Origin of the sequence: Streptoverticillium reticulum, assembly GCF_047456005.1 — a bacterium.
In the GTDB taxonomy this organism is placed as follows: Bacteria; Actinomycetota; Actinomycetes; order Streptomycetales; family Streptomycetaceae; genus Streptomyces; species Streptomyces reticulum.
In genome coordinates this window covers 6,941,494-6,964,202 of sequence record NZ_CP179755.1, presented here as the reverse complement: position 1 = coordinate 6,964,202, position 22,709 = coordinate 6,941,494, and the positions used below count along the sequence as shown (strand labels likewise).

The 22,709-nt window shown below is 73.2% G+C and carries 22 protein-coding genes and 1 pseudogene; 13 read left to right on the top strand and 10 right to left on the bottom strand.

What is annotated here, in order from left to right; translation table 11 throughout:
• Nucleotides 1–14 precede the first annotated feature (14 nt).
• On the top strand, nucleotides 15–695 hold the full coding sequence (locus tag ACMATS_RS31850; protein WP_390779226.1) for a YczE/YyaS/YitT family protein: 681 nt from the start codon (nucleotides 15–17) through the stop codon (nucleotides 693–695).
• A 219-nt stretch (nucleotides 696–914) separates the two neighbouring features.
• A complete protein-coding gene (locus ACMATS_RS31845; protein WP_390779225.1) occupies nucleotides 915–1,289 on the top strand; it encodes an RNA polymerase-binding protein RbpA in 375 nt (124 codons plus the stop codon).
• An 84-nt stretch (nucleotides 1,290–1,373) separates the two neighbouring features.
• Here ACMATS_RS31845 and fxsA read toward each other — a convergent pair whose 3' ends face one another.
• On the bottom strand, nucleotides 1,374–1,970 hold the full coding sequence (gene fxsA / locus ACMATS_RS31840; protein WP_414169839.1) for an FxsA family membrane protein: 597 nt from the start codon (nucleotides 1,968–1,970) through the stop codon (nucleotides 1,374–1,376).
• Nucleotides 1,967–3,211, bottom strand: a complete 1,245-nt coding sequence (locus ACMATS_RS31835; protein WP_390779223.1) for an FAD-dependent monooxygenase — start codon at nucleotides 3,209–3,211, stop codon at nucleotides 1,967–1,969. Before ACMATS_RS31835 ends, fxsA begins: the two co-directional genes overlap by 4 nt.
• 96 nt (nucleotides 3,212–3,307) lie before the next feature.
• Here ACMATS_RS31835 and ACMATS_RS31830 point away from each other — a divergent pair, with 96 nt between their 5' ends.
• Nucleotides 3,308–3,973: a TetR/AcrR family transcriptional regulator gene (locus ACMATS_RS31830; protein ID WP_414169838.1), complete on the top strand. Its 666-nt coding sequence runs from the start codon at nucleotides 3,308–3,310 to the stop codon at nucleotides 3,971–3,973.
• Nucleotides 3,974–4,148: 175 nt separating this feature from the next.
• On the opposite strand, the gene ACMATS_RS31825 is transcribed toward ACMATS_RS31830, so the two are convergent.
• The 5 genes from ACMATS_RS31825 to ACMATS_RS31805 form a co-directional block, all read right to left on the bottom strand.
• On the bottom strand, nucleotides 4,149–5,201 hold the full coding sequence (locus ACMATS_RS31825) for a methyltransferase (protein ID WP_390779221.1): 1,053 nt from the start codon (nucleotides 5,199–5,201) through the stop codon (nucleotides 4,149–4,151).
• Between the two features lie 242 nt (nucleotides 5,202–5,443).
• A complete protein-coding gene (locus tag ACMATS_RS31820) occupies nucleotides 5,444–6,214 on the bottom strand; it encodes a polyprenol monophosphomannose synthase (protein WP_390779220.1) in 771 nt (256 codons plus the stop codon).
• Nucleotides 6,211–7,863, bottom strand: a complete 1,653-nt coding sequence (gene lnt / locus ACMATS_RS31815; RefSeq protein WP_390779219.1) for an apolipoprotein N-acyltransferase — start codon at nucleotides 7,861–7,863, stop codon at nucleotides 6,211–6,213. The genes ACMATS_RS31820 and lnt overlap by 4 nt, the downstream gene beginning before the upstream one ends.
• A gap of 656 nt (nucleotides 7,864–8,519) precedes the next feature.
• Nucleotides 8,520–10,154 carry an amidohydrolase gene (locus tag ACMATS_RS31810; RefSeq protein ID WP_414169837.1) on the bottom strand — a complete coding sequence of 545 codons (1,635 nt, stop codon included), beginning with the start codon at nucleotides 10,152–10,154 and terminating at the stop codon, nucleotides 8,520–8,522.
• A gap of 15 nt (nucleotides 10,155–10,169) precedes the next feature.
• A complete protein-coding gene (locus ACMATS_RS31805) occupies nucleotides 10,170–10,613 on the bottom strand; it encodes an Lrp/AsnC family transcriptional regulator (protein WP_030365423.1) in 444 nt (147 codons plus the stop codon).
• 191 nt (nucleotides 10,614–10,804) lie between these two features.
• Here ACMATS_RS31805 and ACMATS_RS31800 point away from each other — a divergent pair, with 191 nt between their 5' ends.
• Nucleotides 10,805–11,161 (top strand): hypothetical protein, encoded by a 357-nt coding sequence (locus ACMATS_RS31800; protein WP_390779217.1) that lies wholly within the window; start codon nucleotides 10,805–10,807, stop codon nucleotides 11,159–11,161.
• A 197-nt stretch (nucleotides 11,162–11,358) separates the two neighbouring features.
• On the opposite strand, the gene ACMATS_RS31795 is transcribed toward ACMATS_RS31800, so the two are convergent.
• Entirely contained in the window at nucleotides 11,359–12,531 is a 1,173-nt protein-coding gene (locus ACMATS_RS31795) for an acyl-CoA dehydrogenase family protein (protein WP_390779216.1), read from the bottom strand.
• A 292-nt stretch (nucleotides 12,532–12,823) separates the two neighbouring features.
• Here ACMATS_RS31795 and ACMATS_RS31790 point away from each other — a divergent pair, with 292 nt between their 5' ends.
• Nucleotides 12,824–14,044, top strand: coding sequence for a glycoside hydrolase family 18 protein (locus tag ACMATS_RS31790; RefSeq protein WP_414169836.1), 1,221 nt, complete (start codon nucleotides 12,824–12,826; stop codon nucleotides 14,042–14,044).
• Between the two features lie 27 nt (nucleotides 14,045–14,071).
• Here the strand turns inward: ACMATS_RS31790 and ACMATS_RS31785 are convergent, their stop codons facing one another.
• Nucleotides 14,072–14,701, bottom strand: a complete 630-nt coding sequence (locus tag ACMATS_RS31785) for a TetR/AcrR family transcriptional regulator (protein ID WP_414169835.1) — start codon at nucleotides 14,699–14,701, stop codon at nucleotides 14,072–14,074.
• Nucleotides 14,702–14,782: 81 nt separating this feature from the next.
• On the opposite strand from ACMATS_RS31785, the gene ACMATS_RS31780 reads away from it, so the two are divergent.
• The 5 genes and pseudogenes from ACMATS_RS31780 to ACMATS_RS31760 all read left to right on the top strand — a co-directional run bounded on the left by ACMATS_RS31780 (nucleotide 14,783) and on the right by ACMATS_RS31760 (nucleotide 18,659).
• The gene (locus ACMATS_RS31780; RefSeq protein ID WP_414169834.1) at nucleotides 14,783–15,397 is read left to right on the top strand and encodes a DUF6230 family protein; all 615 of its coding nucleotides are present in this window, start codon (nucleotides 14,783–14,785) and stop codon (nucleotides 15,395–15,397) included.
• Entirely contained in the window at nucleotides 15,388–16,260 is an 873-nt protein-coding gene (locus ACMATS_RS31775; RefSeq protein ID WP_414169833.1) for a DUF6114 domain-containing protein, read from the top strand. The genes ACMATS_RS31780 and ACMATS_RS31775 overlap by 10 nt, the downstream gene beginning before the upstream one ends.
• A 34-nt stretch (nucleotides 16,261–16,294) precedes the next feature.
• Nucleotides 16,295–16,921, top strand: a pseudogene (gene dhaL, locus ACMATS_RS31770) (dihydroxyacetone kinase subunit DhaL); the annotation flags it as partial.
• Nucleotides 16,922–17,014: 93 nt separating this feature from the next.
• Entirely contained in the window at nucleotides 17,015–17,398 is a 384-nt protein-coding gene (locus tag ACMATS_RS31765; RefSeq protein WP_414170833.1) for a PTS-dependent dihydroxyacetone kinase phosphotransferase subunit DhaM, read from the top strand.
• A 73-nt stretch (nucleotides 17,399–17,471) separates the two neighbouring features.
• The gene (locus ACMATS_RS31760; protein WP_391155193.1) at nucleotides 17,472–18,659 is read left to right on the top strand and encodes a PP2C family protein-serine/threonine phosphatase; all 1,188 of its coding nucleotides are present in this window, start codon (nucleotides 17,472–17,474) and stop codon (nucleotides 18,657–18,659) included.
• Here the strand turns inward: ACMATS_RS31760 and ACMATS_RS31755 are convergent.
• Nucleotides 18,649–19,380, bottom strand: coding sequence for a PIG-L deacetylase family protein (locus tag ACMATS_RS31755; protein ID WP_414169832.1), 732 nt, complete (start codon nucleotides 19,378–19,380; stop codon nucleotides 18,649–18,651). The genes ACMATS_RS31760 and ACMATS_RS31755 overlap by 11 nt on opposite strands.
• Before the next feature lie 167 nt (nucleotides 19,381–19,547).
• On the opposite strand from ACMATS_RS31755, the gene ACMATS_RS31750 reads away from it, so the two are divergent.
• Genes ACMATS_RS31750 through ACMATS_RS31740 form a run of 3 tightly spaced genes read left to right on the top strand, consistent with a single transcriptional unit; the run spans nucleotide 19,548 to nucleotide 22,474 of the window.
• A complete protein-coding gene (locus ACMATS_RS31750; protein ID WP_390779209.1) occupies nucleotides 19,548–20,612 on the top strand; it encodes an ABC transporter substrate-binding protein in 1,065 nt (354 codons plus the stop codon).
• A gap of 9 nt (nucleotides 20,613–20,621) precedes the next feature.
• Nucleotides 20,622–21,680, top strand: coding sequence for a FecCD family ABC transporter permease (locus ACMATS_RS31745; RefSeq protein WP_414170832.1), 1,059 nt, complete (start codon nucleotides 20,622–20,624; stop codon nucleotides 21,678–21,680).
• 5 nt (nucleotides 21,681–21,685) lie between these two features.
• A complete protein-coding gene (locus tag ACMATS_RS31740; RefSeq protein ID WP_414169831.1) occupies nucleotides 21,686–22,474 on the top strand; it encodes an ABC transporter ATP-binding protein in 789 nt (262 codons plus the stop codon).
• Nucleotides 22,475–22,709 lie beyond the last annotated feature (235 nt).

Sequence of the window (22,709 nt, the reverse complement as noted above, 5' to 3'; positions counted from 1 at the left end):
GCCGAGGAGGAGTCTTGTCCGCATCAGGGGGGTCGCACCTCGCCCGCCGTCTCGTCCAGCTGTACGGCGGGCTCACGCTGTACGGGATCAGCTGCGCGCTGCAGCTGCGGGCGGGTCTGGGGCTGGCGCCGTGGGACGTGCTCAACCAGGGGATCGCCCGGCACTCGGGCCTGTCGGTCGGCACGGCCACGATCCTCGTCGGGGTCGCCGTGCTGCTGCTGTGGATCCCGCTGCGGCAGCGGCCGGGGCTGGGCACGGTCTCCAACGTGCTGCTGATCGGCCTGGTCATGGACGCCACGCTGAGCCTGGTGCCCGCGCCCGGGTCGCTGTGGGTGCGGGTGCCGCTGCTGCTGTTCTCGGTCGCCCTGTGCGCGCTGGCGACCGGCCTCTACATCACGCCCCGCTTCGGCCCGGGCCCGCGCGACGGACTGATGACCGGGCTGCACCGCAGGACGGGACGCTCGGTGCGGCTGGTGCGCACGGGAATCGAGATCGTGGTGCTGGCGACGGGGTACCTGCTCGGCGGCACGGTCGGCGTGGGCACGGTGCTGTTCGCGGCGGCCATCGGCCCGCTCTCACAGTTCTTCCTGCGGCTGTTCGCCCCGCGCCCGACGGCGCCCGCCGAGCCCGTGGCATCCGGAACAGGGGGCCTGGTGCAGGAGCCGGAAATGCGAACCGGTAGTGTACGCCTTTGATTCACCGGACGGACCGTTACTGCACGTTGAAGCACCTGAATCACAGGGTGACATCTGGTGCCAGATGTGACAAACCGGGCGCTGGTGGGTACAAAAGGGGCGGCACGACGGGCGACGCATGTCCCTCAACGGGGAATCTTCACCGCCGACCGGACGTTGACCGGATGACGACGACAGCGACACCTGTCCTGTGGGCGACAAGCCCGGGAGGCACGATTCATGAGTGAGCGAGCTCTCCGCGGCACGCGACTTGTGGTTACCAGCTACGAGACCGACCGCGGCATCGATCTGGCCCCGCGCCAGGCGGTGGAGTACGCATGCGAGAACGGCCATCGATTCGAGATGCCGTTCTCGGTGGAGGCGGATATTCCGCCGGAGTGGGAGTGCAAGGCGTGCGGCGCCGTGGCACTCCTGGTGGACGGGGACGGCCCCGAGGAGAAGAAGGGCAAGCCTGCGCGTACGCACTGGGACATGCTCATGGAGCGACGCACCCGCGAGGAGCTCGAGGAGGTGCTGGCCGAGCGGCTGGCCGTCCTGCGCTCCGGCGCCATGAACATCGCGGTGCATCCGCGGGACACCCGCAAGTCCGCCTGACGGCGGCGGGTACAGACCCGAATCAAGGGCCCGGGCCGCTGCATTCGCAGCGGCCCGGGCCCTTGTGTGCACGGAACCAGGGGCTCAGCGCGGCAGCTGGGGGTCGTCGTAACGCGGCGCCGGGGGCTCGTCGTTCCGGATGACCTCGCCCTGGACGACCTTGCCGTCCGGCTGGTGCATGCGCGCCTGCCGGAAGGCGTCGCCGAGCGAGCCCGGTGCCGGGGCCGTACGGCCCAGCCGGCGCTCGAAGCCCTTGCGCAGCAGGTTGCGGGTCGGCGGGAAGAGGCACAGCAGCCCCGCCGCGTCGGAGATCAGGCCCGGCACCATCAGCAGCAGCCCGCCCAGCATCGTCAGGGCGTTCCCGCCGCCCGCCCCTTCCCGGCCGCCGAGCTCGTCCCGGCCGGCGGCGGACGGTTCCTGGGCCTGCTGCATCGAGCGGGTCAGCCGCTGCCAGGCGCGCCGGCCCGCGCGCTTGATCACGTACGCACCCGCCACCACGCCCGCGGCCAGCAGGGCGGCGACGGTGAGCCCGCCCGCCGCCCCGGCCACGAGCGTCAGCAGCCAGATCTCCAGGACCGCCCAGACGGCCACTCCCAGCGGGACGAGCCTGCGGGCGCCGCCGCCCTTGGGCGGACGGCCCGCTCGGCTGCGGGCGGACTGCTGCTGTGCTCCGAACGTCATGCCTCAAGTGTGCCTGGGCCGCCGCGGAACGGAGCCGCCGCACCCTGCGGCCGCAGCAGGCCGCCCAGGAACCGGCCCACCGCCCGGGTGCCGGGGCTGGAGGCGACCCTGACGAACGCGTCGCGGGCCAGCTTGCCGACGGTGTTGGCGGGCATGAAGTAGTGCTGCATGTACAGCGCCGTCTTCTGGTGCCTGGCGATCTCCGGGCGCAGCTCCTGCTCCCAGGCGCCGAGGGCGACGGCGATGTCCCCGGGGTGCTCGGTCAGCTTGCGGGCGAGCAGTTCCCCGCCCGCGATGCCCATGCCGGAACCCTGGCCGGAGTGGAGCGTCATGCACCACGCGGAGTCGCCGACCAGCACCACCCGGCCCTGGCTCCAGCGGTTGATGTGGATCTGGCTGACCTGGTCGAAGGCGGTGGACTCGGCGCCGTCCATCGCCGCCAGCATCGGCGGCACGATGCGCCCGCCGAACCCGGCGAAGGCGGCGCGCAGCGCGTCGGCGGGCGGCTTGCGGACCTCGGCGGCGGGCCAGGGGGTGCGGTAGACGAAGAAGGCCACCGGCGGGTGGTCGGCGTAGCCGGTGATCCAGGCGGCGCGCCCGGCATCGGTGGCGATCATGCAGTCGCCGTCCTTCAGCCCCGGGACGGGCCGGTCCATCACACAGGCCGCGACGACGTGGCCGAAGTCCTTGCGGTAGAGGTCCTCGGGCCCGAACACCAGGGAACGGACGGTGGAATGGATGCCGTCGGCGCCGACGAGGAGGTCGGCGCTCTCCTCGCTGCCGTCGCCGAACACGGCCGTCACCCGGTTCCGGTCCTGGGTGATGTGCACCGGGCTCGTGCCGTAGCGGATCTCCACCCGGTCGCGCACCTGCTCGTACAGCACCTGCTCCAGGTCGCTGCGGAGCAGGGTGAGCAGGGGGGTGCCGCCCATGAACTTCGGGAAGGCCAGCCCGCGGGAGAGGCGGCCCCGGTGGTCCACCTCGTACACGCGCCCGCCGGGATGGCGCCGGTCGGGTAACTGCCCGACGATGCCCAGGCGTTCGGCCGCCCGGTAGCCCGGGCCGTTGAAGCGGACGAAGTAGCCGCCGGTGCGGCGCCGTGGGGCGCGTTCGACGATCAGCGCGTCCCAGCCCGCCCGGTGCAGAGCGAGGGCCGTGGTCAGGCCGGAGATGCCGGAGCCGACGATCAGGGCGCGGGGACGGTGTGAACGGTGAGACGAGGGGGGCGTCTGTGGCGTCATATCGGCGACCGTAACACCGCGCAATACCGAGTGACCAAGTTTGAAATTCAGTCATACAGGTCCCGGACGGCGGTTTTCGGCTAGCATCCCGGACGCATGGACGACGAGCGCGCCGAGCGCATTCTGGGGGCGGCCCGCGAGCTGCTGCTGCGCTGGGGCTACAAGCGGGTCACCGTCGACGACGTGGCCCGCCGGGCCCAGGTCGGCAAGGGCACCCTGTACCTGCACTGGAAGACCAAGGAGGAGCTCTTCACGACGCTCCTGCGGCGCGAGTTCGCGGCGATGCTCGCCGACGTGGCCGCCCGGATCGAGGAGGACCCGGCGGGCGTCCTCCCCCACCGGCTGCTGCGCTGCGTGTACTTGGAGCGGCTCCGGCAGCCGATCGTCCGGGCGATCCATGCGGAGGACGACGAGGTGCTGGGCGCGCTGCTGACGAACGCCCCGACCGGGGTGCCGCTGACGGAGGAGCTGCGGATCCACACGACGCTCGCGGACATCGTGTGTGCGCAGAACCGGCACGGGCTGCTGGTTCCTGCGGAGCGGCTGGAGGAGCAGGTGTACGCGATCGACTCCGTGCTGATCGGCTTCTTCTTCACGGCGGACACCGGGGCGCTGCCGCCGGAGCGGCAGGGGGATCTGCTGGCGGAGACGGTGCGCGCGGCGTTCGAGCCGCGACGGGCCGTCGGCGCCGCGGCGGTGCGGGCCGCGGCGCGGGAGGTCCTGGACATCCTGGGCGAGGCCCAGAAGGCCCTTTGCCCGTAACGGGGTTGCCGCGGGTCGGTTGCTGCGCGCCCCGAAGGGGCGCGAGGAACTGCGCGAGCAACCGCCGACGGCCCGCAGCCGACGAACCGAGGGCCGCGCCCCGTAAGGGGCGCGGGGAACTGCGCGAGCGGCCACAGCGGACCCGCGGCCGAAGTACCGCACATCCAGCGGAAGGCTAGACGGCCTCCGCCTCCACGATCGACTGCCAAGACGCCGTCGGGACAACCCGCACCGGCCTGAAGCCCGACTCCCGCAAGAGCGCAGCGAATTCGGCCTCGGTGCGCTCCTTCCCCCACAGGGTCGACAGCATGATGATGTCCGCGGCCTTGCCGTAGTGCGGCTCGTTCCCGGCAGGGAGCACCGCCTCCACCACCAGCAGCCGGACACCCGGCCGCACGGCCTCGCGCAGGCCGCGCAGGATGCGCACGGAGTCCTCGTCGTTCCAGTCGTGAAGGATGTTCTTCAGCAGGTAGACGTCACCGCCCCCGGGCAGCTTCGAGAAGAAGTCGCCCGGCTCGGTGCGCCAGCGGCCCGCCAGTTCGGGCACGTCGAGGATGTGCTCGCGGACCGTCTGCTCCTGGTCGAACAGCACGCCGGACAGACCGGGGTTGCGCTGCAGCACGGTCCGCAGCAGCCCGCCGCGGCCGCCGCCGACGTCGATGACGGTGCCCTCGGCGGGGAACTCGTAGGCCGCGGTCACGATGTCGTCCAGCGGACCGGAGAAGGAGGACATGCCCCGGTCGAAGAGCTTCTGCAGCTCCGGCTGCGTGGCCAGGTAGTCGAACAGCGGCATTCCGTAGGCCGCTTCGAAGGCCGGCACCCCGGTGCGCACGGCCCCCGTCATGCCCGCGACCGAGCGCTGGAAGAGCTCGTTGGTGAGCAGCAGCGCGCCGTCGTGCTGGGAGACGGGCGCGTCCGCGCGCAGCAACTCCGCGGCGGGGGTGAGCCCGAAGGCCCCCTTCTCGTCCTCGCCGAAGACCCCGCGGCCGGCGAGCAGCCGCAACACCCGTCGCAGGGACGGCGCGTGGGTGCCGGTGCGCCCGGCGATCTCCTCGGGCGTGAGCGGGCCGTCGGCCAGGCAGTCGGCGACGCCGAGCTCGACGGCGGTGCGCAGTGCACTGGAGTAGATGTGGCCGAGCATGAGGTCGATCAGGACGGCCCCGGGGTCACCGGTCGGCGTGCTGGAGAACGTCGAGGTGTAGGGCGGGTTGCTGGGCGAAGTGGTCAACGGTCGTCTCCCGTTCATCGGCCGATACTGGTTGACACTTGACCCAATGTGTCAGCCCGAAGTCCGGGCTGTCACCGGTGGTCCCGCCAGGAATGGCGCACTCCGGCGGGTTTCCGCAGTTCATTGGCCGAAACGCGACGGACCCCAACGCGCCGTCCGGGACCGGATTTCGGACATCCGGTCCGGCAACGCCGAGGGGCGGACACCGTCGCGGTGCCCGCCCCTCGCTGCGCTGCTGCCGGTCAGCCCCGGCCCAGCGCCTTTCCGACCTTGGCGGCCCGGGAGCCGATGCCCCAGGACGTCACCCGCCACAGGGCCTCCGCGACGATGTCGCGGCTCATCTTGCTGTCGCCCAGCTCCCGTTCGACGAAGGTGATGGGGACCTCCAGCACGTGGAAGCCTGCCTTGACCGCGCGCCAGGCCAGGTCGACCTGGAAGCAGTAGCCCTGGGAGGCCACCTCCTCCATGCCGAGGCCCTCCAGCGTCTCGCGGCGGAAGGCGCGGTAGCCGCCGGTGACGTCGCGCAGCGGCACGTCCAGGAGGAGCCGCGAGTAGGTGGAGCCGCCGCGGGAGAGGAACTCGCGGGACTTGGGCCAGTTGACGACCCGGCCGCCCGGCACCCAGCGCGAGCCGAGCACCAGGTCGGCGCCCTTGAGGGCGGTGAGCAGCCGGGGCAGCTCCTCCGGCTGGTGCGAACCGTCGGCGTCCATCTCCACCAGCACGCCGTAGCCCTGCTCCAGGCCCCAGCGGAAGCCCGCCAGATAGGCGGCGCCGAGCCCCTCCTTGCCCTTGCGGTGCAGCACCTTGACGTGGTCGTCGTCGGCCGCCAGCTCGTCGGCTATCTTCCCGGTGCCGTCCGGACTGTTGTCGTCGGCGACGAGGACGTGCGCCTCCGGTACGGCCGACCGCACCCGGGCGACGATGGGCTTGATGTTCTCCGCCTCGTTGTAGGTCGGGATGATCACCAAGGTCGTGCCGAGCGGACCGTATCGCCGCTGACCACCGTCGTTCACTCTTGCCCCTTCATGTCCAGTCGTCCTCGCCGGCCGATCAGGATCGCGGCCGCGCAGGACAGAAGGCCCACCATAGCGAGCGCCCATTCGGGGCCCGCACCCACGCGGTCGGCGACGGTCGTCCCGTCCCGCAGCGGGATGCGTGCGGTGATCACGTCCCGGGTGAACTCTTTGCTGCGCTGCAGCACCCGGCCGTCCGGGGCCACGACGGCGCTGATGCCGCTGGTCGCGGCGGTCACCACGGCCCGGCCGTGCTCGACGGCCCGCAGCCGGGACATCGCCAGCTGCTGCTCGGGCTGGCCGGTGCGGCCGTAGGTGGCGTTGTTGGTCTGGACGACGAGTGCCCGGGCGCCGGCCGTGACGGTGTCGTGCACGATCTCGTCGTAGGCCACCTCGAAGCAGATGACGTCCCCGAGCCGGGCCGGGCCGACCTGCATCACGCCCGTGTGGTCGCCGGGGTAGAAGTCGCGGGGCACCCGCTGGAGCCGGGTGATGACCTGGCTGAGCTCGGCCCGGAACGGCACGTACTCGCCGAACGGCACCGGGTGCTGCTTGGCGTACGAGGCCCCGGGGCCGGTCTGCGGGTCCCAGACGATGCCCTTGTTGTCGATGTAGCCCGGCTTGCCCGGGTGGTCGACGAGGGCGCCGACGAGGACGGGCACGCCGACCGACCGCACGGCCGAGTCGATGCGGTCGTAGGCCTCCTGGTACTGGAAGGGGTCCAGGTCCGAGGAGTTCTCCGGCCAGATGACGAGGTCGGGCTTCTTCACCTTCCCCGCCTTGATGTCGGCGGCCAGCTGGAGCGTGGCGGAGACGTGGTTGTCGAGGACCATCAGCGGGCGGCCGAGGAAGTCCATGCCGGGCTTCTCCACGTTGCCCTGCACGATGGCGATGTCCACCGTGCCGTCGGCCTTCGTGGGCACCGGCACGGCGTACCCCGCGACGGCGACGGCCACCGCCAGGGCGGCGGCCTCCACGGCGGGCAGCAGGGCCCGCAGCCTCCGCCCCGCGCCGCGCGCCCGCCAGAGAGCGGCAGCGGCGTACGCCAGCAGCCCGCCCGCGAGCGCGACGGCGAAGGTCACCAGGGGCGCCCCGCCGAGCGCCGCCAGGGGCGTGAAGGGTGAGCCGGTGTTGGCGAAGGCGAGCCGGCCCCAGGGGAAGCCGCCGAACGGCACCCGGTCCCGGGCCCACTCCTGCGCGATCCACAGGCAGGCGCCCCACAGCGGCCAGGCGGGCAGCCGCGAGGTCAGCGCGAGCCCGGCGCCGAGCGCGGCGACGAAGAGCGCCTCGACCAGCGACAGGCCCGTCACGGCGTCGTAGCCGACGACGTGCAGCCAGCGCAGCAGGCAGAAGAAGAAGGGGAAGGCGAAGGCGAAGCCCGTCCACGCCCCCTGGCGGGCCGTGCGCCCCCGGGTGAGCAGCGCGAGCGCCGCGACGGCGACGACGGACAGCGGCCACACGTCGTACGGCGGGAAGGCCGCGGCCAGGGCCAGCCCGGCGGCGGCCGCCAGGCCCGTGCGGGGGGCCTCGCGGCGGGCGAGCCGGGCCAGGCGCGCGCCCCGGCCGGGGCGCGCCGGGGCGGTGGTGTCCGGTGCCGGTGCGGCATCGGTCACCGTGGCTTCGGGAGAGATTTCGGGGCCCGCGGGCACGGTCGCGCCTTCCTGACAGCTTCGGGGTGCAGAAGCCGACCGTACCCGAAGCCGCTGAAGGGGGGCCCGGCGTCCTTCGGGCCGGCCCGGGCACCCGCTGGCTGCGGCGGCCGAGAGCCGTTGTCTACTGAACGTCCGGGCCCCACCCGGGTCGCACCTGCCGGACGGGCGGAACCTTCCCTCGCCCCCGCACGCTGGACCTGGCTCCCAGTGGCGGGGTGCCTGACCGGCATCCCGCCCCATGGCCCAGCGGACGGCGACGACTGCGCGGAGTCTGCCGGCCGGACGTCCTGTGGTGGACTCGGCAGAACCTACCGGCCGCCGCCCGCACCGTGTCAACACCCTCGCGACCTGCGTGGCTTCCTCAAATCAGCAGGTCAGTACGGCAGATGGGGCGCCGGCGCGACAGGCCGACGGCACGTCGTTCGGCGGTACGTGATGATCTCCGCATCACTCGTTCGGGCGCGGGGGGCGCCCAGTAAGGGGCGCGGGGAACTGCGCGATCAGCCACGACGCTCCCGCAGTCGACGTACCGGGGCTTCGCCCCGGACCCCTGGGGCGGTGCGTCGGCTGCAGGCCGTCGGTGGCTGGTCGCGCCCACGCGGCGGAGCCGCACATGTGAACAGCCCCGCGCCCCTTCGGGGCGTGAAGGTCCGCTAAACCCGTCCCTCGTGGACGACCCTGCCCCCGACAACCGTGCGCAAGCACACCGGCAGCGGGGCGCCCGGAGTGAGGTCCGGCAGGCCGGGTGTGCCCGAGCGCGGGTCGGTGGACCAGTTGGCCACCCGGGTGTCCGGGACCTGTACCAGCAGCTCGCCCGTCTCCCACACCGCGTAGTCGGCGGGCGCCCCCGGCACCAGCACGCCCGCGTCGTCGCGGCCGATCGCCCGCCAGCCGCCGCGGGTGTGCGCGGTGAAGGCGGCCCGGACCGAGACGCGGTGCTCGGGGGTGCGGTGGAAGGCGGCGGCCCGGACGGTGCCCCACGGGTCGAGCGGGGTGACGGGGCTGTCGGAACCCAGCGCCAGGGGCACCCCGGCGCGCAGCAGCGCGGCGTACGGGTTGAGCGTGCGGGCCCGCTCGCGGCCCAGCCGCTGCGCGTACATGCCCTCCTCGCCGCCCCAGGCGGCGTCGAAAGCCGGCTGCACGGAGGCGGTGAGGGCGAACTCGGCGAAGGCGGCGATGTGTTCGGGGGTGAGCATCTCGGCGTGCTCGACCCGGTGCCGGGCGGCGCGGACGGCCGCGAGGCCGACCTTGTCGGCGGCGGCCCGCACGCCCTCGACGACGGCGGTGAGCGCGGCGTCGCCGATCGCGTGGAAGCCCGCCTGGATGCCGGCCTCGGTGCAGGCGGCGACGTGGGCGGCGACGGCCGCGGCGTCCAGGTGCGCGGTGCCGGTGTGGCCGGGCGCGGGCGCGTCGGCGTAGGGGGCGTGCAGGCAGGCGGTGTGCGAGCCGAGCGAGCCGTCGACGAAGAGGTCGCCGGCGGCGCCGGCCGCGCCGAGTTCCCGGATCCGCTCCGCGTCCGCGGCGGAGGCGAGGGCCTCGGCCCAGTAGCCGGTGACGCGCGGGCCCGGCTCCCCGGCCGCCAGCCGCAGCAGCCCGGTGAGGTCCTCGGCGCTGGAGATCTGCGGCCCGGCGCACTCGTGGACGGAGCCGATGCCGAGCGCGGCCGCGCGGGCCAGCGCTGCGCGCTGCAGTTCGGTGCGCTGGGCGGCGCCGATGCTGCCGAGCGCGGCGGCGCGCACGGCGTGGTGGTCGTCGCCGGTCAGCGGGGCGCCGTCACCGGCGGCGACCTGCGGGACGAGGTCGAGCAGGGCCGTGGTGACGACGGCGGAGTGCACGTCGGCGCGGGTCAGGTAGAGGGGACGCCCGCCGGTCGCCTCGTCGAGCTCCCGGCGGGACGGGGGCCGCTGCTCGGGCCAGCGGCTGGCGTCCCACCCGTGCCCGAGCAGCACCCGGTCCGCGGGGCGCGCGGCGGCGTGCGCCCGCACCCGGCCGAGCGCCTCGCCGAGGGTCCGGGCGCCGGTGAGGTCGAGGCCGGTGAGCGCGAGGCCGGTGGCGGTGGTGTGCACGTGCGCATCGGTGAACGCGGGCGTGACGAGCGCGCCGTCGAGGTCGACGACCTCGTCCACCCCGTCGGCGAAGGAGTCGGCGGCCCCTTCGGAGCCGACCCAGGCCACGCTGCCGTGCTCCACCACCATCGCCGTCGCGAACGGGTCGGCGGGACTGTGCACGGTGCCGTTGCGCAGGAGAACGGTGCGAAGCGGTTCGGTGGGCTGGCTCATGGGGGCCATTCTGCCCCGGGGCTCCTACCCCACCCGCGGCGGCCGTGCCTCGTACGGGGTCGACAGGACGATGGTCGTCCGCGTGGAGACCCCGGCCAGCGAGCGGATCCGGGCCAGCAGGTGCTCCAGCTCCAGCGGGGTCGCCACCCGCACCTTGAGGATGTAGTTCTCGTCCCCGGCCACGCTGTGGCAGGCCTCGATCTCGGGGATCTCGGCCAGCCGGTCCGCGATGTCGTCGGGAGCGCTGGGATCGAAGGGCTTCACCGAGATGAACGCGGTGAGCGGCAGCCCGACCGCCTCGGGGTCGACCACGGCCGCATAGCCGCGGATCACGCCGCGCTGTTCGAGGCGCCGTACGCGCTGGTGCACCGCCGAGGTGGACAGGCCGGTGGCCTTGCCCAGGTCGGTGTAGCTCATCCGCCCGTCCTTGACGAGCAGTTCCACGATCTCTCTGTCCAACTCCTCCACGCGGATCAACCTACTGGGTCCGCGCGCGCCCGGCACAGTCGGCTGCACCTCTGGCGCACAAAGTATGTGATGAACACCACAGGCATGCACCCGTGTCCTCCCGGGCCGGGCGATTACCGGCCCCGCCACCAGGGAAGTGCTTGCTGTGGCCGAGACGGGGTCCGGCCGGACAGCTGAGGGGGAGAAAGACTATGCCCAGCCTGGAACGCACCGATCACGAGAGCGACGGCGGCCCGTACGAGGGCTACGAGATCACCGAGATGTTCCGGGTCGTCTGCCCGGACTGCGCCCGGCCGATCGCGCTGCTCCCCGACGAGGAGGTGCTTCCCGAGCACGCCCTGTGCCCGTCCCCGTGGAACCCCTTCGGGCTCACGGTCTGCCCGGGCTCGGGCAGCAGCGCGGACGAGGCCGGCCCGGCGGACGACGCGGCGGAGGCGCAGGGGCTCGACACCGCGCTCCTGCTGACGCTGCCGGAGAGTCTGGACTGGCGCACCCAGCCGTTCTCGCACATCGGCGGACCGGGCTCGCGTCCGCTGCGCGTCCGCTAGGGGCCGGGCGCCCCGAAGGGGGCGCCCCATCAGGGGCGCGGGGAACTGCGCGATCAGCCACGACGCTCCCGCAGTTGACGTTCTCGGGGCTTCGCCCCGGACCCCCGGGGTGGTGCGTCGGCTGCAGGCCGTCGGTGGCTGGTCGCGCCCACGCGGCGGAGCCGCATATGTGAACAGCCCCGCGCCCCTTCGGGGCACTACCGCGACTCCGGCCCGGCCAGGTACCGGGCGACCACCATCCGCTGGATCTGGTTGGTGCCCTCGACGATCTGCAACACCTTGGCCTCCCGCATGTACCGCTCCGCCGGGAAGTCCGCGGTGTACCCGTAACCGCCCATCAGCTGCACCGCGTCCGTGGTGACCTGCATCGCGGCGTCGGTGCAGAACAGCTTCGCCATGGCGGCCTGCTTGGAGAACGGCAGCCCCTGGTCCCGCAGCCGCGCCGCGGCCAGGTAGAGGGAACGGCCCGCCTCGATCTGCGTGGCCATGTCGGCGAGCATGAAGCGCAGCCCCTGGAAGTCGGCGAGCGGCCGGCCGAACTGGCGGCGCTGCTCGACGAAGGCCAGGGCCTCGTCCAGGGCCGCCTGGGCCACGCCCACGGCGCAGGCGGCGATGCCGAGCCGGCCGGAGTCGAGGGCGGAGAGGGCGATGGCGAAGCCCTGGCCCTCGTCGCCGATGCGGCGCGCGTCGGGGACGCGCACCCCGTCGAAGTGCAGCTGCGCCGTGGGCGAGCCCTTCATCCCCATCTTGCGCTCGGGCGCCGCCGCGGTGAGGCCCGGTGCGTCGCCCGGCACGAGGAACGCCGTGATGCCGTGGGCGCCTTCGCCGCCGGTGCGGGCGAGGACGGTGCAGAAGTCCGCGATGCCGCCGTGGGTGATCCAGGCCTTGGTGCCCTCGATGGTCCACGTGTCGCCGTCGCGGGTGGCGCGGGTGCGCAGGGAGGCCGCGTCGGAGCCGGAGGACGGCTCGGAGAGGCAGTACGCGCCGAGCAGGCCGCCGCCCAGCATGGCCGGCAGGTGCTCCGCCTGCTGCTCCTTCGTGCCGTACCCGGCGAGGGCATGACAGGCGAGGGTATGCACGCTGACGCCGAGGCCCACGGTGAGCCGGGCGGCCGCGAGCTCCTCCAGGACCTGCAGGTAGACCTCGTACGGCTGGGCGCCGCCGCCGAACTCCTCGGCGTACGGCAGGGCGAGCAGCCCCGAGGCGGAGAGCAGCCGGAAGACCTCGCGCGGGAACTGCCCGGCGTCCTCCTCCTCGGCGGCGCGGGGCTTGATCTCCCGCTGAACGAGCTCGCGCACGAGTGCGATCAGATCGCGGGCCTCCTCGGTGGGCAGCTGACGCTCCACCGGCTGCGGGCCGTGGTCGGTCATGGGGGCGCTCTCCTCCCTGTCAGGGCGCTGCGGCGGACGGCGCGCAAGGGTGGCGGCGCCGTCACCGTGGGTGCCCAGTCGACGATCACGCGGCCGGGTCTCGGACTGGTCGTGACCTGCGGCTGTGGCGCTTCGGAGTATGCCCGATCAGGGGCTCTGCGTCACGGGTTGACGGATCGTGACGAGCTCTCCCCGGGTGTCACCTTCGATTTGGTCCGAACCATTGACCCAACTGGTCTAGTCCTTCTACGGTCTCCCAGCGCTTGATCTCCCACCCCACCGAGGAGAACCCATGCACCGACCGTACGGACCCGCGGCCGCCCTCACCGCCGTCGCGGCCCTGCTCGTCACCGCCCTCACCGCCGCTCCCGCCGGCGCCGACGACTCCGGTCCCGGCGACGCGGGCGCCGGGCACAAGGTCGTCGGATACTTCACCGACTGGGGCGTCTACGGCCGCAATTACCACGTCAAGAACATCGAGACGTCCGGCGCCGCGAACAGACTGACCCACATCAACTACGCCTTCGGCAACGTCACGGGCGGCAAGTGCGCCATCGGCGACGCCTACGCCGACTACGACAAGGCCTACGACGCGGCGGGCAGCGTCGACGGCAAGGCCGACACCTGGGACGCCGGCGCGCTGCGCGGCAGCTTCAACCAGCTGCGCAAGCTCAAACAGCTCCACCCGGGCCTGAAGGTCCTGTGGTCCTTCGGCGGCTGGACCTGGTCCGGCGGCTTCGGCGACGCCGCCAAGGACCCGGCGGCCTTCGCCGACTCCTGTTACAACCTCGTCAACGACCCGCGCTGGGCAGGGGTGTTCGACGGCATCGACATCGACTGGGAGTACCCCAACGCCTGCGGCCTGACCTGTGACACCGGCGGGAGCGACGCCTTCCGCAACCTGATGGCCGCGCTGCGCGCCCGGTTCGGCGGCAGCAGCCTGGTCACCGCCGCCATCACCGCGGACGGCTCGCCGGGCGGCAAGCTGGAGGCCGCGGACTACGCGGGCGCCGCCCGCTACGTCGACTGGTACAACCCCATGACCTACGACTACTTCGGCGCCTGGGACGCCAAGGGCCCCACGGCCCCGCACTCGCCGCTCACCTCCTACGACGGCATACCCAAGCCCGGCTTCCACAGCGACGCCGCCATCCAGAAGCTCAAGTCCCTGGGCGTACCGGCGAACAAGCTCCTGCTGGGCATCGGCTTCTACGGCCGCGGCTGGACCGGGGTCGGCCGGTCCGCGCCCGGCGGCACCGCGACGGGCCCCGCCGCGGGCACCTACGAGCAGGGCATCGAGGACTACAAGGTCCTCAAGACCAAGTGCCCCGCCAACGGCACGGTGGCCGGCACCGCCTACGCGTCCTGCGGCAGCGACTGGTGGAGCTACGACACCCCGTCGACGATCGCCGGGAAGATGGCCTACAAGGACCAACAGGGCCTGGGCGGAACGTTCTTCTGGGAGCTGAGCGGCGACACGTCGGACGGCGAACTGGTCCGCTCCATCACCTGACGCGGCAGAACGACGCGCCCGGCGCCCTCACGGCTCGCTCCGTGCCGGCGCCGGGCACTCCGGCACGTAGTCCTCGATCATCCGCAGCGTGTCCCCCAGCCCTCGCACCAACAGCGAGCACACCACCTCGCGCGGCAGCCCCTGGTGGTTCAGCCAGTCCAGGGTGACGCCCTCGACGCCGGCGAGCCAGCCGATCAGTGCGGTGCGGGCGACAAGGGGGACGTCGCCGCGGCCCCAGGCGCCGCGGGCGATGGCGAGCACCAGTTGCTCGCGGACGCCTTCGCGCAGCGCGAGCACCTCGGCGTCGAAGCCGACGCCGCCCGTGACGATCGCCCGGTAGGCGGCCTGGTGGTGCTGGGCGTAGCGCAGGTACCCGTCCACCGTGCGCTGCACGCGCTCGGCGGGCGGCAGGTCGTGGGTGGACGCCGCACGCACCACGAGCTCGGCGACCGAGTCCTCGATGATCGCCAGGTAGTAGCCGCGCTTGTTCTTGAAGTAATAGTAGATCAGGCCCTTGGCGACGCCCGCGTGCCGGGCGATGTCGTCCACCGACAGGGCGTCGTAGGACGTGTCGGCGAACAACTTCCGCCCGATGGCGATGAGTTCGGCACGCCGCGAACGGGAACGGCCCGTACCGTGCTGTTGACTATTATTCAAATTCGGCCCTAGTCTCCCAAGCACCGGACGTCCGCAAGTATGACAGAGAGCCCCACCACTCACTCCCTGCGGGAGGAAGCAGTGAGCGGATCCGACCGACGTCTGCCCGAGGGCCGAACGGCCTGGAAGAAGACCGCCGTTGTCACCGTCCCCGCGCTGGCCGCGGTGGCGGCGATGGGCATGGTGATGGCCCAAGGAGCCCTCGCCGCCTCGTTCGCGGTCTCCGGGACCAACTTCCAGGTCTCGTCCGGGAAGCTGACGAGCAAGGGCCTGGCCTCGTACGTCCAGACCGACCACGCCGTGGACGACACGGGACACCCGGTCGCCCTGCTGGGCATCGGGGACGCGACGCTGAGCGACATCTGCCAGTCGGCAGCCGTGGACACGCCGCTGGGCAAGGTCACCTTCCGGCTCACCGCGGGCGGCGACGCCGGGGAGGTGACGGCGAGCAGCCTCGTCATCGACGGCGAGGACCTCGTCGGCGACGCCCGCTTCGGGACCGCGCAGATCGGCCGCGACGCCTCCACCCTGGACCAGGTCCCGGACGCCAAGGGCGAACCGGGGAAGTTCGGCCTGCAGGCCGGGGACATCACCGTGGCCGGGGTGCGCTCGCACGCCTGGTCGGCGACCGGCGGCAACTTCCGCCTCAAGGGCCTGCGGCTCGCGGTCGGTCTGGACGGCAAGCAGTGCTTCTGAGGCCGGACGCCCGCGCCGCGTTCCGGTCCTGGCGGCGGACCCGGCCCTTCTGGGCCGGGCTGCTGCTGATGCTCGGCGGGACGGAACTGCTGGTGGTCCCGCTGTCGCCGCTGACGGTGCTGGTGAGCCTGGGCCTGGGCGGCCTGGCCGCGATCGGGATCGGGCTGGCGCTGATCGCCGCGGGCCAGTTCCTGTGGTGGCTGCCGTCGGCCCGGCACTACGTGAGCATCAACGCGCTGATCCTGTCGGTGCTTTCGTTCGCCGCGACGAACCTCGGGGGCTTCCTGGTCGGGATGCTGCTGGGGATCGCGGGCAGCGCGATGGGGTTCGGCTGGACGCCGGGTGCCTCCGGCGGTTCCGGCGGCTCCAAGGGGCTGGCCGTGCTGCTGCCGTTGGCCCTGCTCGCGGCCCTCGTCCCTGCCGGGACCGGCCGCGCGGAGGCCGCGCCGCAGGGCCTGCGCGCAGCGGCGGTACCGGCAGCCGTCACCACGACGCGCTTCGCGCCCCACGGGTTCGCCTTCGCAGGGGTCGGGCAACTGCCCACGGCCGAGGGCCCGGTGAAGGTCATGATGCTGACGATGGGGGCCGCCTCGCTGACCGACTACCGCATGACCACACGGGACAAGGGAAACCCCGAACTCGCCCTGACCGCCGGGAAACTGGACCTCAGCGGCCATGTGACGCTCTACCTCACGCGCTTCAGCGGCTGCCTGGAGGGGCTGCTGTGCGTCACGTTCTCCCCGGACGGGCTGCCGGTGCCACCGGTGATACCGCCGTTCGTCTTCATGACACGGGTGACGGCGGAACAGGCCCTGGTGACGGCGGATCTGATCGTGGCGGACGGGTTGCGGCTGACGGTCTGAGGGCGGGACCGGGGCACCCCCTACCCTGAACCCCATGACCGTCACGCTCGACCTGGCCTTCTTCCGCCGGTTCCTCGACCGCGCCACCCGCGTCATCACCGCCGAGTCCGCCCGCCTCACCGAGCTCGACGCCGCCATCGGCGACGCCGACCACGGGGTCAACCTCAAGCGCGGCTTCACCTCCGCCGCCCAGGCCCTCGCCGCCGATCCCCCGGCCACCCCCGGCGCCCTGCTCACCGCGGCCGGTGTGCACCTCACCAACACCGTCGGCGGCGCCTCCGGACCGCTCTACGGAACGGTGCTGCGCCGCATGGGCAAGGTCCTCGGCGAGGACCCCGTCGTCGCGCCGGAGGCCCTCGGCCGGGCGCTGGCCGCGGCCGTGGCGAGCGTGCGGCGGCTCGGCGACTCCGCGCCGGGCGACAAGACCATGGTCGACGCCCTGCAGCCGGCCGTCGACGCCTACACCGAGGCGCTGGAACAGGACGCCGATCCCGCGGGCGCGCTGGAAGCGGCCGCCCGGGCGGCCCGCGACGGCGCCGAGGCGACCGTTCCGCTGCAGGCGCGGCGCGGGCGCGCCAGCTACCTGGGCGAGCGCAGCATCGGTCACCTGGACCCGGGCGCCGCCTCCTCCGCCCTGCTGCTCACCGCGCTGTACGAGGCGACGGACCCGGAGCTGTGCGCGGCGGAGGTCCCCGCCGCCGCGGAGCCGGAGCCGGCACCGGAACGGCAGCCGCCCGCCGGGCGCGTCGGCACCGTGCTCGTCTCGCACAGCCGCGAGGTGGCCACCGCGACGGCCGCCCTCGCCCGCGCCCTGGTGGGTTCGGGCGACCCGGCCGCGGTGGCGGTGGCCGGCGGTCTGCCGGACGGCTCCGTCGGCACCAGCGCCGAGCTGGTCCGGCAGGCGGTGCGGACCGTCGACGAGGGCGCGGGCGTGGTGGCGGTGTGCGACATGGGCAGCGCGGTCCTCACCGTCAAGGCCCTGCTGGCCGAGAGCGGCATCGCGGCCGCGGGCATGCGCATCGCGGACGCCCCCTTCGTCGAGGGCGCGGTGGCGGCCGTGGTCACCGCGTCGGCGGGCGGCGGTCTCGCCGCCGTCCTCGCGGCGGCCGAGGACGCCCGCGCCTACCGCAAGATCTGACCGGTGGCCGGGCCGGACCGCCCGTGGAAGGCTGAACGGGTCGGTCCGTCCCTGTCCGCGGAGGTCTGCCCCGGTGCGCTCGCTGTCGCGCGGACTGCCCTTCGCGCTGGTCCTGGGCTACCTCACCGCCGTCGTCTGGATCGACCTGGCGACCCGGGCGGCCCTGCGGCTGGACGTCTACGCCGCCCTGGCACCGGTGTTGGCGGCGGTGCTGTGCACGTACCGCCAGACGCTGTTCGTGGGGGCCGTCGACTTCGTCCTGATGGTGACCCGGCACGGGGTGATGCTGCCCTCCGAGGTGACGCTGGTCGACCGCATCGGGGCGGTCCTCGGCAACGTCCTCATGGTCGGCGCGGCCGTCGCCGTGGCCCGGCTGCGGCGGGACGAGGACGAGCTGCTGGAGCGCGTCCGGGCCACCGGCGAGGCCGCCCAACGGGCCCTGCTGCGGCCGCTTCCGCTGCGCACGCACGGCGTGCTGGTGGACGGCTTCTACGTGTCCTCGCAGCGGGAGGCGCTGATCGGGGGCGACATCTACGAGGTCGTCGACACCCCGTACGGCACCCGGGTGCTCATCGGCGACGTCCGGGGCAAGGGGCTCGGCACCCTGGGCGCGGGGGCCGCGGTGCTCACCGCCTTCCGGGAGGCGGCGTACCACCGGCGGGACCTGGTCAGCGGGGTGGAGGCGATGGAGCAGGGGCTCCAGCGCTACCACCGGTCGGCCGAGTACCAGGCGCGGTCGCAGCCGGACGCCCGCATCCGGCCGGAGGAGGTGCGGATGCGGGCGTCGGAGGAGTTCGTGACGGCCCTGGTCCTCGGCGCGGAGGAGCCGGAGGAGGCGAAGGAGCCGGAGGGGGCCGCGTCGGCCGGGGCGGACGACCGGATCCACCTGGTGCTCGTGGACTGCGGTCACCTCGCCCCGTTCCTGCTCGGCCCGGACGGCGGCGTGCGCGAACTGGAGCCGCTGGAACCCGGCCTGCCGCTGGGGCTGGGGCACCTGGTGGCGGCGCCCCGCACGGCCCAGCGCGTGACGCTGCCGTCAACGGCCCGGCTGCTGGCCTGCACCGACGGGGTGACCGAGGCGCGGGCGCCGGACGGCGCCTTCTACCCGCTCGCCGAACGGCTCACCGCCTGGGCCGCGCTGCCGACCTCCGAGCTGCTGGCCCGGCTGCACGCCGACCTCGCCGCGCACACCGGCGGGCGGCTGCAGGACGACGTGGCCGTGCTGGTGATGGAACGGGCGTCGGCGGAGGTCAGCGCGTGAACAGTTCGAACGCCACGGCGGGGCGGCCGCCGAACCGCTCGGCGGTGCGGGCCATGGCGCTCTCCAGGAAGGACCGGCAGTAGCCCTCCGGTTCGTCCTCGGTGAGCGCCTCGATGTAGGTGCGGTGACAGAGCAGGGACTGCACCGCGCGCTCGAACCCCGCGCTCGCGTCGACCGCGTGGGTCGGCTGCGGGGAGCCCGCCACGGCCACGTAGCGCACCCCGTTCCACGGCTGGAGGCCGTTCCCGTCGAGGTCGGGGAAGATCCACCGGTTGCCGGCGTCGGCGACGGCGTCCAGCGCGGCCCGCCCGACGTTGCGGTGGTCGGGGGTGTTCCAGTAGGTGCCGCCCCAGGTGTCGTGGTGGTTGAGGGTGAGGACGAGGTCGGGGCGGTGGCGCCGGATGGCGGCGGCGATGTCGCGGCGCAGCGCGGTGCCGTACTCGATGACGCCGTCGGGGTGGCCGAGGAACTCCACCTCCTGCACCCCGACGGCCGCGGCGCTCGCCCGCTGTTCGCGCTCGCGCAGCGGGGCGGCCTCGGCGGGGGCCAGGGTGTCGATGCCCGCCTCGCCGGAGGAGGCCAGCACATAGACGCACGCGCGCCCGGCGTCGGTCCAGGTGGCGACGGCGGCGGAGGCGCCGTACTCGAGGTCGTCGGGGTGCGCGACGATCGCGAGGGCACGCTGCCAGTCGGTGGGCATCTCCTCCAGCTGCTCCGCCATGCCGCTCGTCTCCTTCGCTCGAACCGTCCGACCTGGATTGCAGCGTATGCCGCACTTCTTCACGACGTCCGGGAACCGGTCGGGCATTCCGTCCGACTACCTGATCCGGGCCTGCTCCGGCGGGCCCGTCTGTACGTCGGACTTGTCGAACCCTGGAGAGTTTTCTGATGCGCGCTCGTGCGTGGAGCGGTGTGCTGGCCGCGGTGGCCCTGTCGGCGACGGCCTGCGGCGGTGGTGGCGGCAATGCGGAGAAGAAGGACGACGCGGGCGCGTCCGCCGCCGCAACCGGCTTCCCCGTCAGCGTGACCGACTGCATGGGCGCGAAGACCACCTTCGACGCGGCGCCGAAGCGCATCGTCACCAGCAACGCCTCCGGCCTGGAGCTGCTGATGTGGCTGGGCGCGGGCGACAAGGCCGCCGGCACGGGCTTCCCGCCCGGCAACGGCGCCATGCCGCAGCAGTACGCGGAGCAGGCGGCGAAGGTCCCGGTGCTCGGCAAGACGGTGATCCCCAAGGAGAAGCTGCTGGGTTCGGGCGCGGACCTCTACCTCGACTCCTTCTCCTCCATGAAGAACATGGGGAAGATGGGCGACGCCCCCACGGCCGAGGAGTTCAAGGCCGCGGGCATCAAGCACGTCTTCCTGAAGTCCTCGGCGTGCGCGGCCATGAGCAAGTCCCCTCGCACCGACCTGTCGGGCATCGAGGCCGACATCGAGGAGCTCGGCAAGGTCACCGGCACCTCGGCGCGCGCCGCCGAACTCGTCGCGTCCATGCGGAAGAAGACCGGTGCGGTGCAGGGCGCGCTCAAGGACGTCCCGCAGGACAAGCGGCCCACCTACTTCCTCTTCGACTACGACGCCGGCACCAAGCAGCCCATGGCCGTCTGCAACCGGCAGGTCGCCAACGCCGTGATCACCCAGGCCGGTGCGCGCAACGTCTTCGACGGCTGCGACGGCGACTTCAAGCCCGTCGGCTGGGAGGACGTCGTCGCCAAGAACCCCGACTGGATCCAGCTCGCCGTGCGCAACCGCGGCAGCGAGGAGGCCAACCGCAAGGCCTTCGACGAGGCCGCCGACTTCCTGAAGTCCTTCCCGGCCACCAAGGACCTCAAGGCCGTGCAGGAGGGCCACTTCCTGCGCATCGCCTCCGAGCGCACGACCATCGGCGGGGTGCGCAGCGCGGACACCGTCCAGGAGATCGCCCACACCCTGTACCCGGAAAAGGTCAAGTAGGTGACGGCCGTGGCCCCGGCCGCCGCGGAGGGCCGTGAGCGGGGTGCGGGGGTACGGGCCGGCTGGATCGGCATCGCCCTGGGCGTCCTCCTGTTGGTGGCGCTGACCGCCTCGGTGTGCCTGGGCTCGACCCGGGTGCCGCTCGGCGAGGTGTGGTCGGCGGTGGAGCGCGGCATCTCGGGGCAGGCCCCGGCGCCGGGCACGCAGGACCTGATCGTGTGGCGGCTGCGGGTGCCGCGCGCCCTGCTGGCGGCCGTCGTGGGGGCGGGCCTCGGCCTGGTCGGCACGGCGGTCCAGGCCCTGGTCCGCAACCCGCTCGCGGACCCGTACCTGCTGGGCATCTCCAGCGGCGCGTCGCTGGGCGCGGTCTCGGCGATCGTGCTGGGGGCGGGCGCGGGCGGCGCGCTCGGACTGGGCCTGTCCTCGGCCGCGTTCGCCGGGGCGCTCGCCTCCTTCGCGCTGGTGTGGACGTTCGCCCGGCGTGGGGGAGGGTTCCGGCCGTTGCGGCTGGTGCTCGCGGGGGTGGGGATCGGGCAGTTCCTGTCCGGTTTCACCCACTACCTGGTGCTCCAGGCCGGGGACGACCAGCAGACGCACGGCGTGCTGTTCTGGCTGATGGGCTCGCTCGGCGGGGCGCAGTGGACGACGCTCGCCGCCCCGACGGCGGCCGTCCTGCTGGGACTTGCCGCCCTGCTGGCCCGCGCCCGGGCGCTCAACGCGCTGCTGATGGGCGACGAGACGGCGGCCAGCCTCGGCGTGGACGTCACCCGGCTGCGGCGCGAACTCTTCGTCGTGACGAGCGTGCTGACGGGCGTGCTGGTGTCCGTATCCGGGGCGATCGGCTTCGTGGGCCTGATGGTCCCGCACGCCTGCCGGATGGTGGTGGGCGGCGACCACCGCCGCCTGCTGCCGGTCTCGGCCCTGTTCGGCGCGGTCCTGCTGACGGTCGTCGACCTGATCGCCCGGACCGCCCTGCCCGACCAGGAGTTGCCGGTGGGCGTGGTCACCGCGCTGATCGGCGCGCCGACGCTGCTGTATCTGCTGGACCGACGCCTGGAACGGGGCTGATCCGGATGAGGATCTCCGTGGAGGACCTGGAAGTGGCCCTGTCCGGGCGGACGGTGGTCTCCGGTGTGCACATCGTCGCCGAGGACGGCGAGATCGCCGGCCTGATCGGCCCCAACGGCAGCGGCAAGTCGACGGTCCTGCGCACCGTCTACCGCCACCTGCGCCCGCAGGCGGGCCGAGTGCTGGTGGGCGGCACGGACGTACGCACCCTGACGGCCGTCGAGTCCGCCCGCCGGGTGGCGGCGCTGCCGCAGGAACGCGGAACCGACTTCGAACTGTCCGTCCACGAGGTCGTCGCCATGGGCCGCACCCCCTACAAGCGCGCGTTCTCCGGCGAGGACCGCACGGACACCGACACGGTGGCGGCGGCCCTGTCCCGCGTCGGCATGAGCGGCACCGGCCGCCGCCGCTTCTCGGCCCTGTCGGGGGGCGAACGCCAACGGGTGCTGCTGGCGAGGGCCCTGGCCCAGGACCCGCAGGTCCTGGTCCTGGACGAGCCGACGAACCACCTGGACGTGCGCCACCAGGTGGAACTCCTGACCCTGCTGCGCGAGCAGCGCCGCACGACGCTGCTCGCCCTGCACGACCTCAACGCGGCGGCCTCGGTGTGCGACCGGCTGCACGTGCTGCACGACGGTGCGGTGGTGGCGTCGGGGACGCCGCGCGAGGTGCTGACGCCGGAACTCCTGGCGGAGGTGTTCGGGGTGCGGGCGGCGGTGGTGGAACACCCGCTGACGGGCGATCCGTTGATCGCGTTCGATCACCGGGGGGCGGTGGGGGTGGGGGCGGTGTAGGGGGTGCCCCGGTCCCGCCCTTTCGCCGTTTCTCCCCCCAGCTGACGCTGGGAGGTGCCCCCAGGGGGCTTCGCCCCCAGACCCCCTTTTCGGGGCGGAGCCCCGAGAAACGGCGAATCCCGATGCTCCAGAGTTGTAGTTCTGGAGTGGTCGGCCCATGGTGGCATCTTCGCAGGTCAGGGCACGTCGGCAAGGTTTGCTCCCCACAGGAGGTATGGAAAAGCACGGTGTAGCA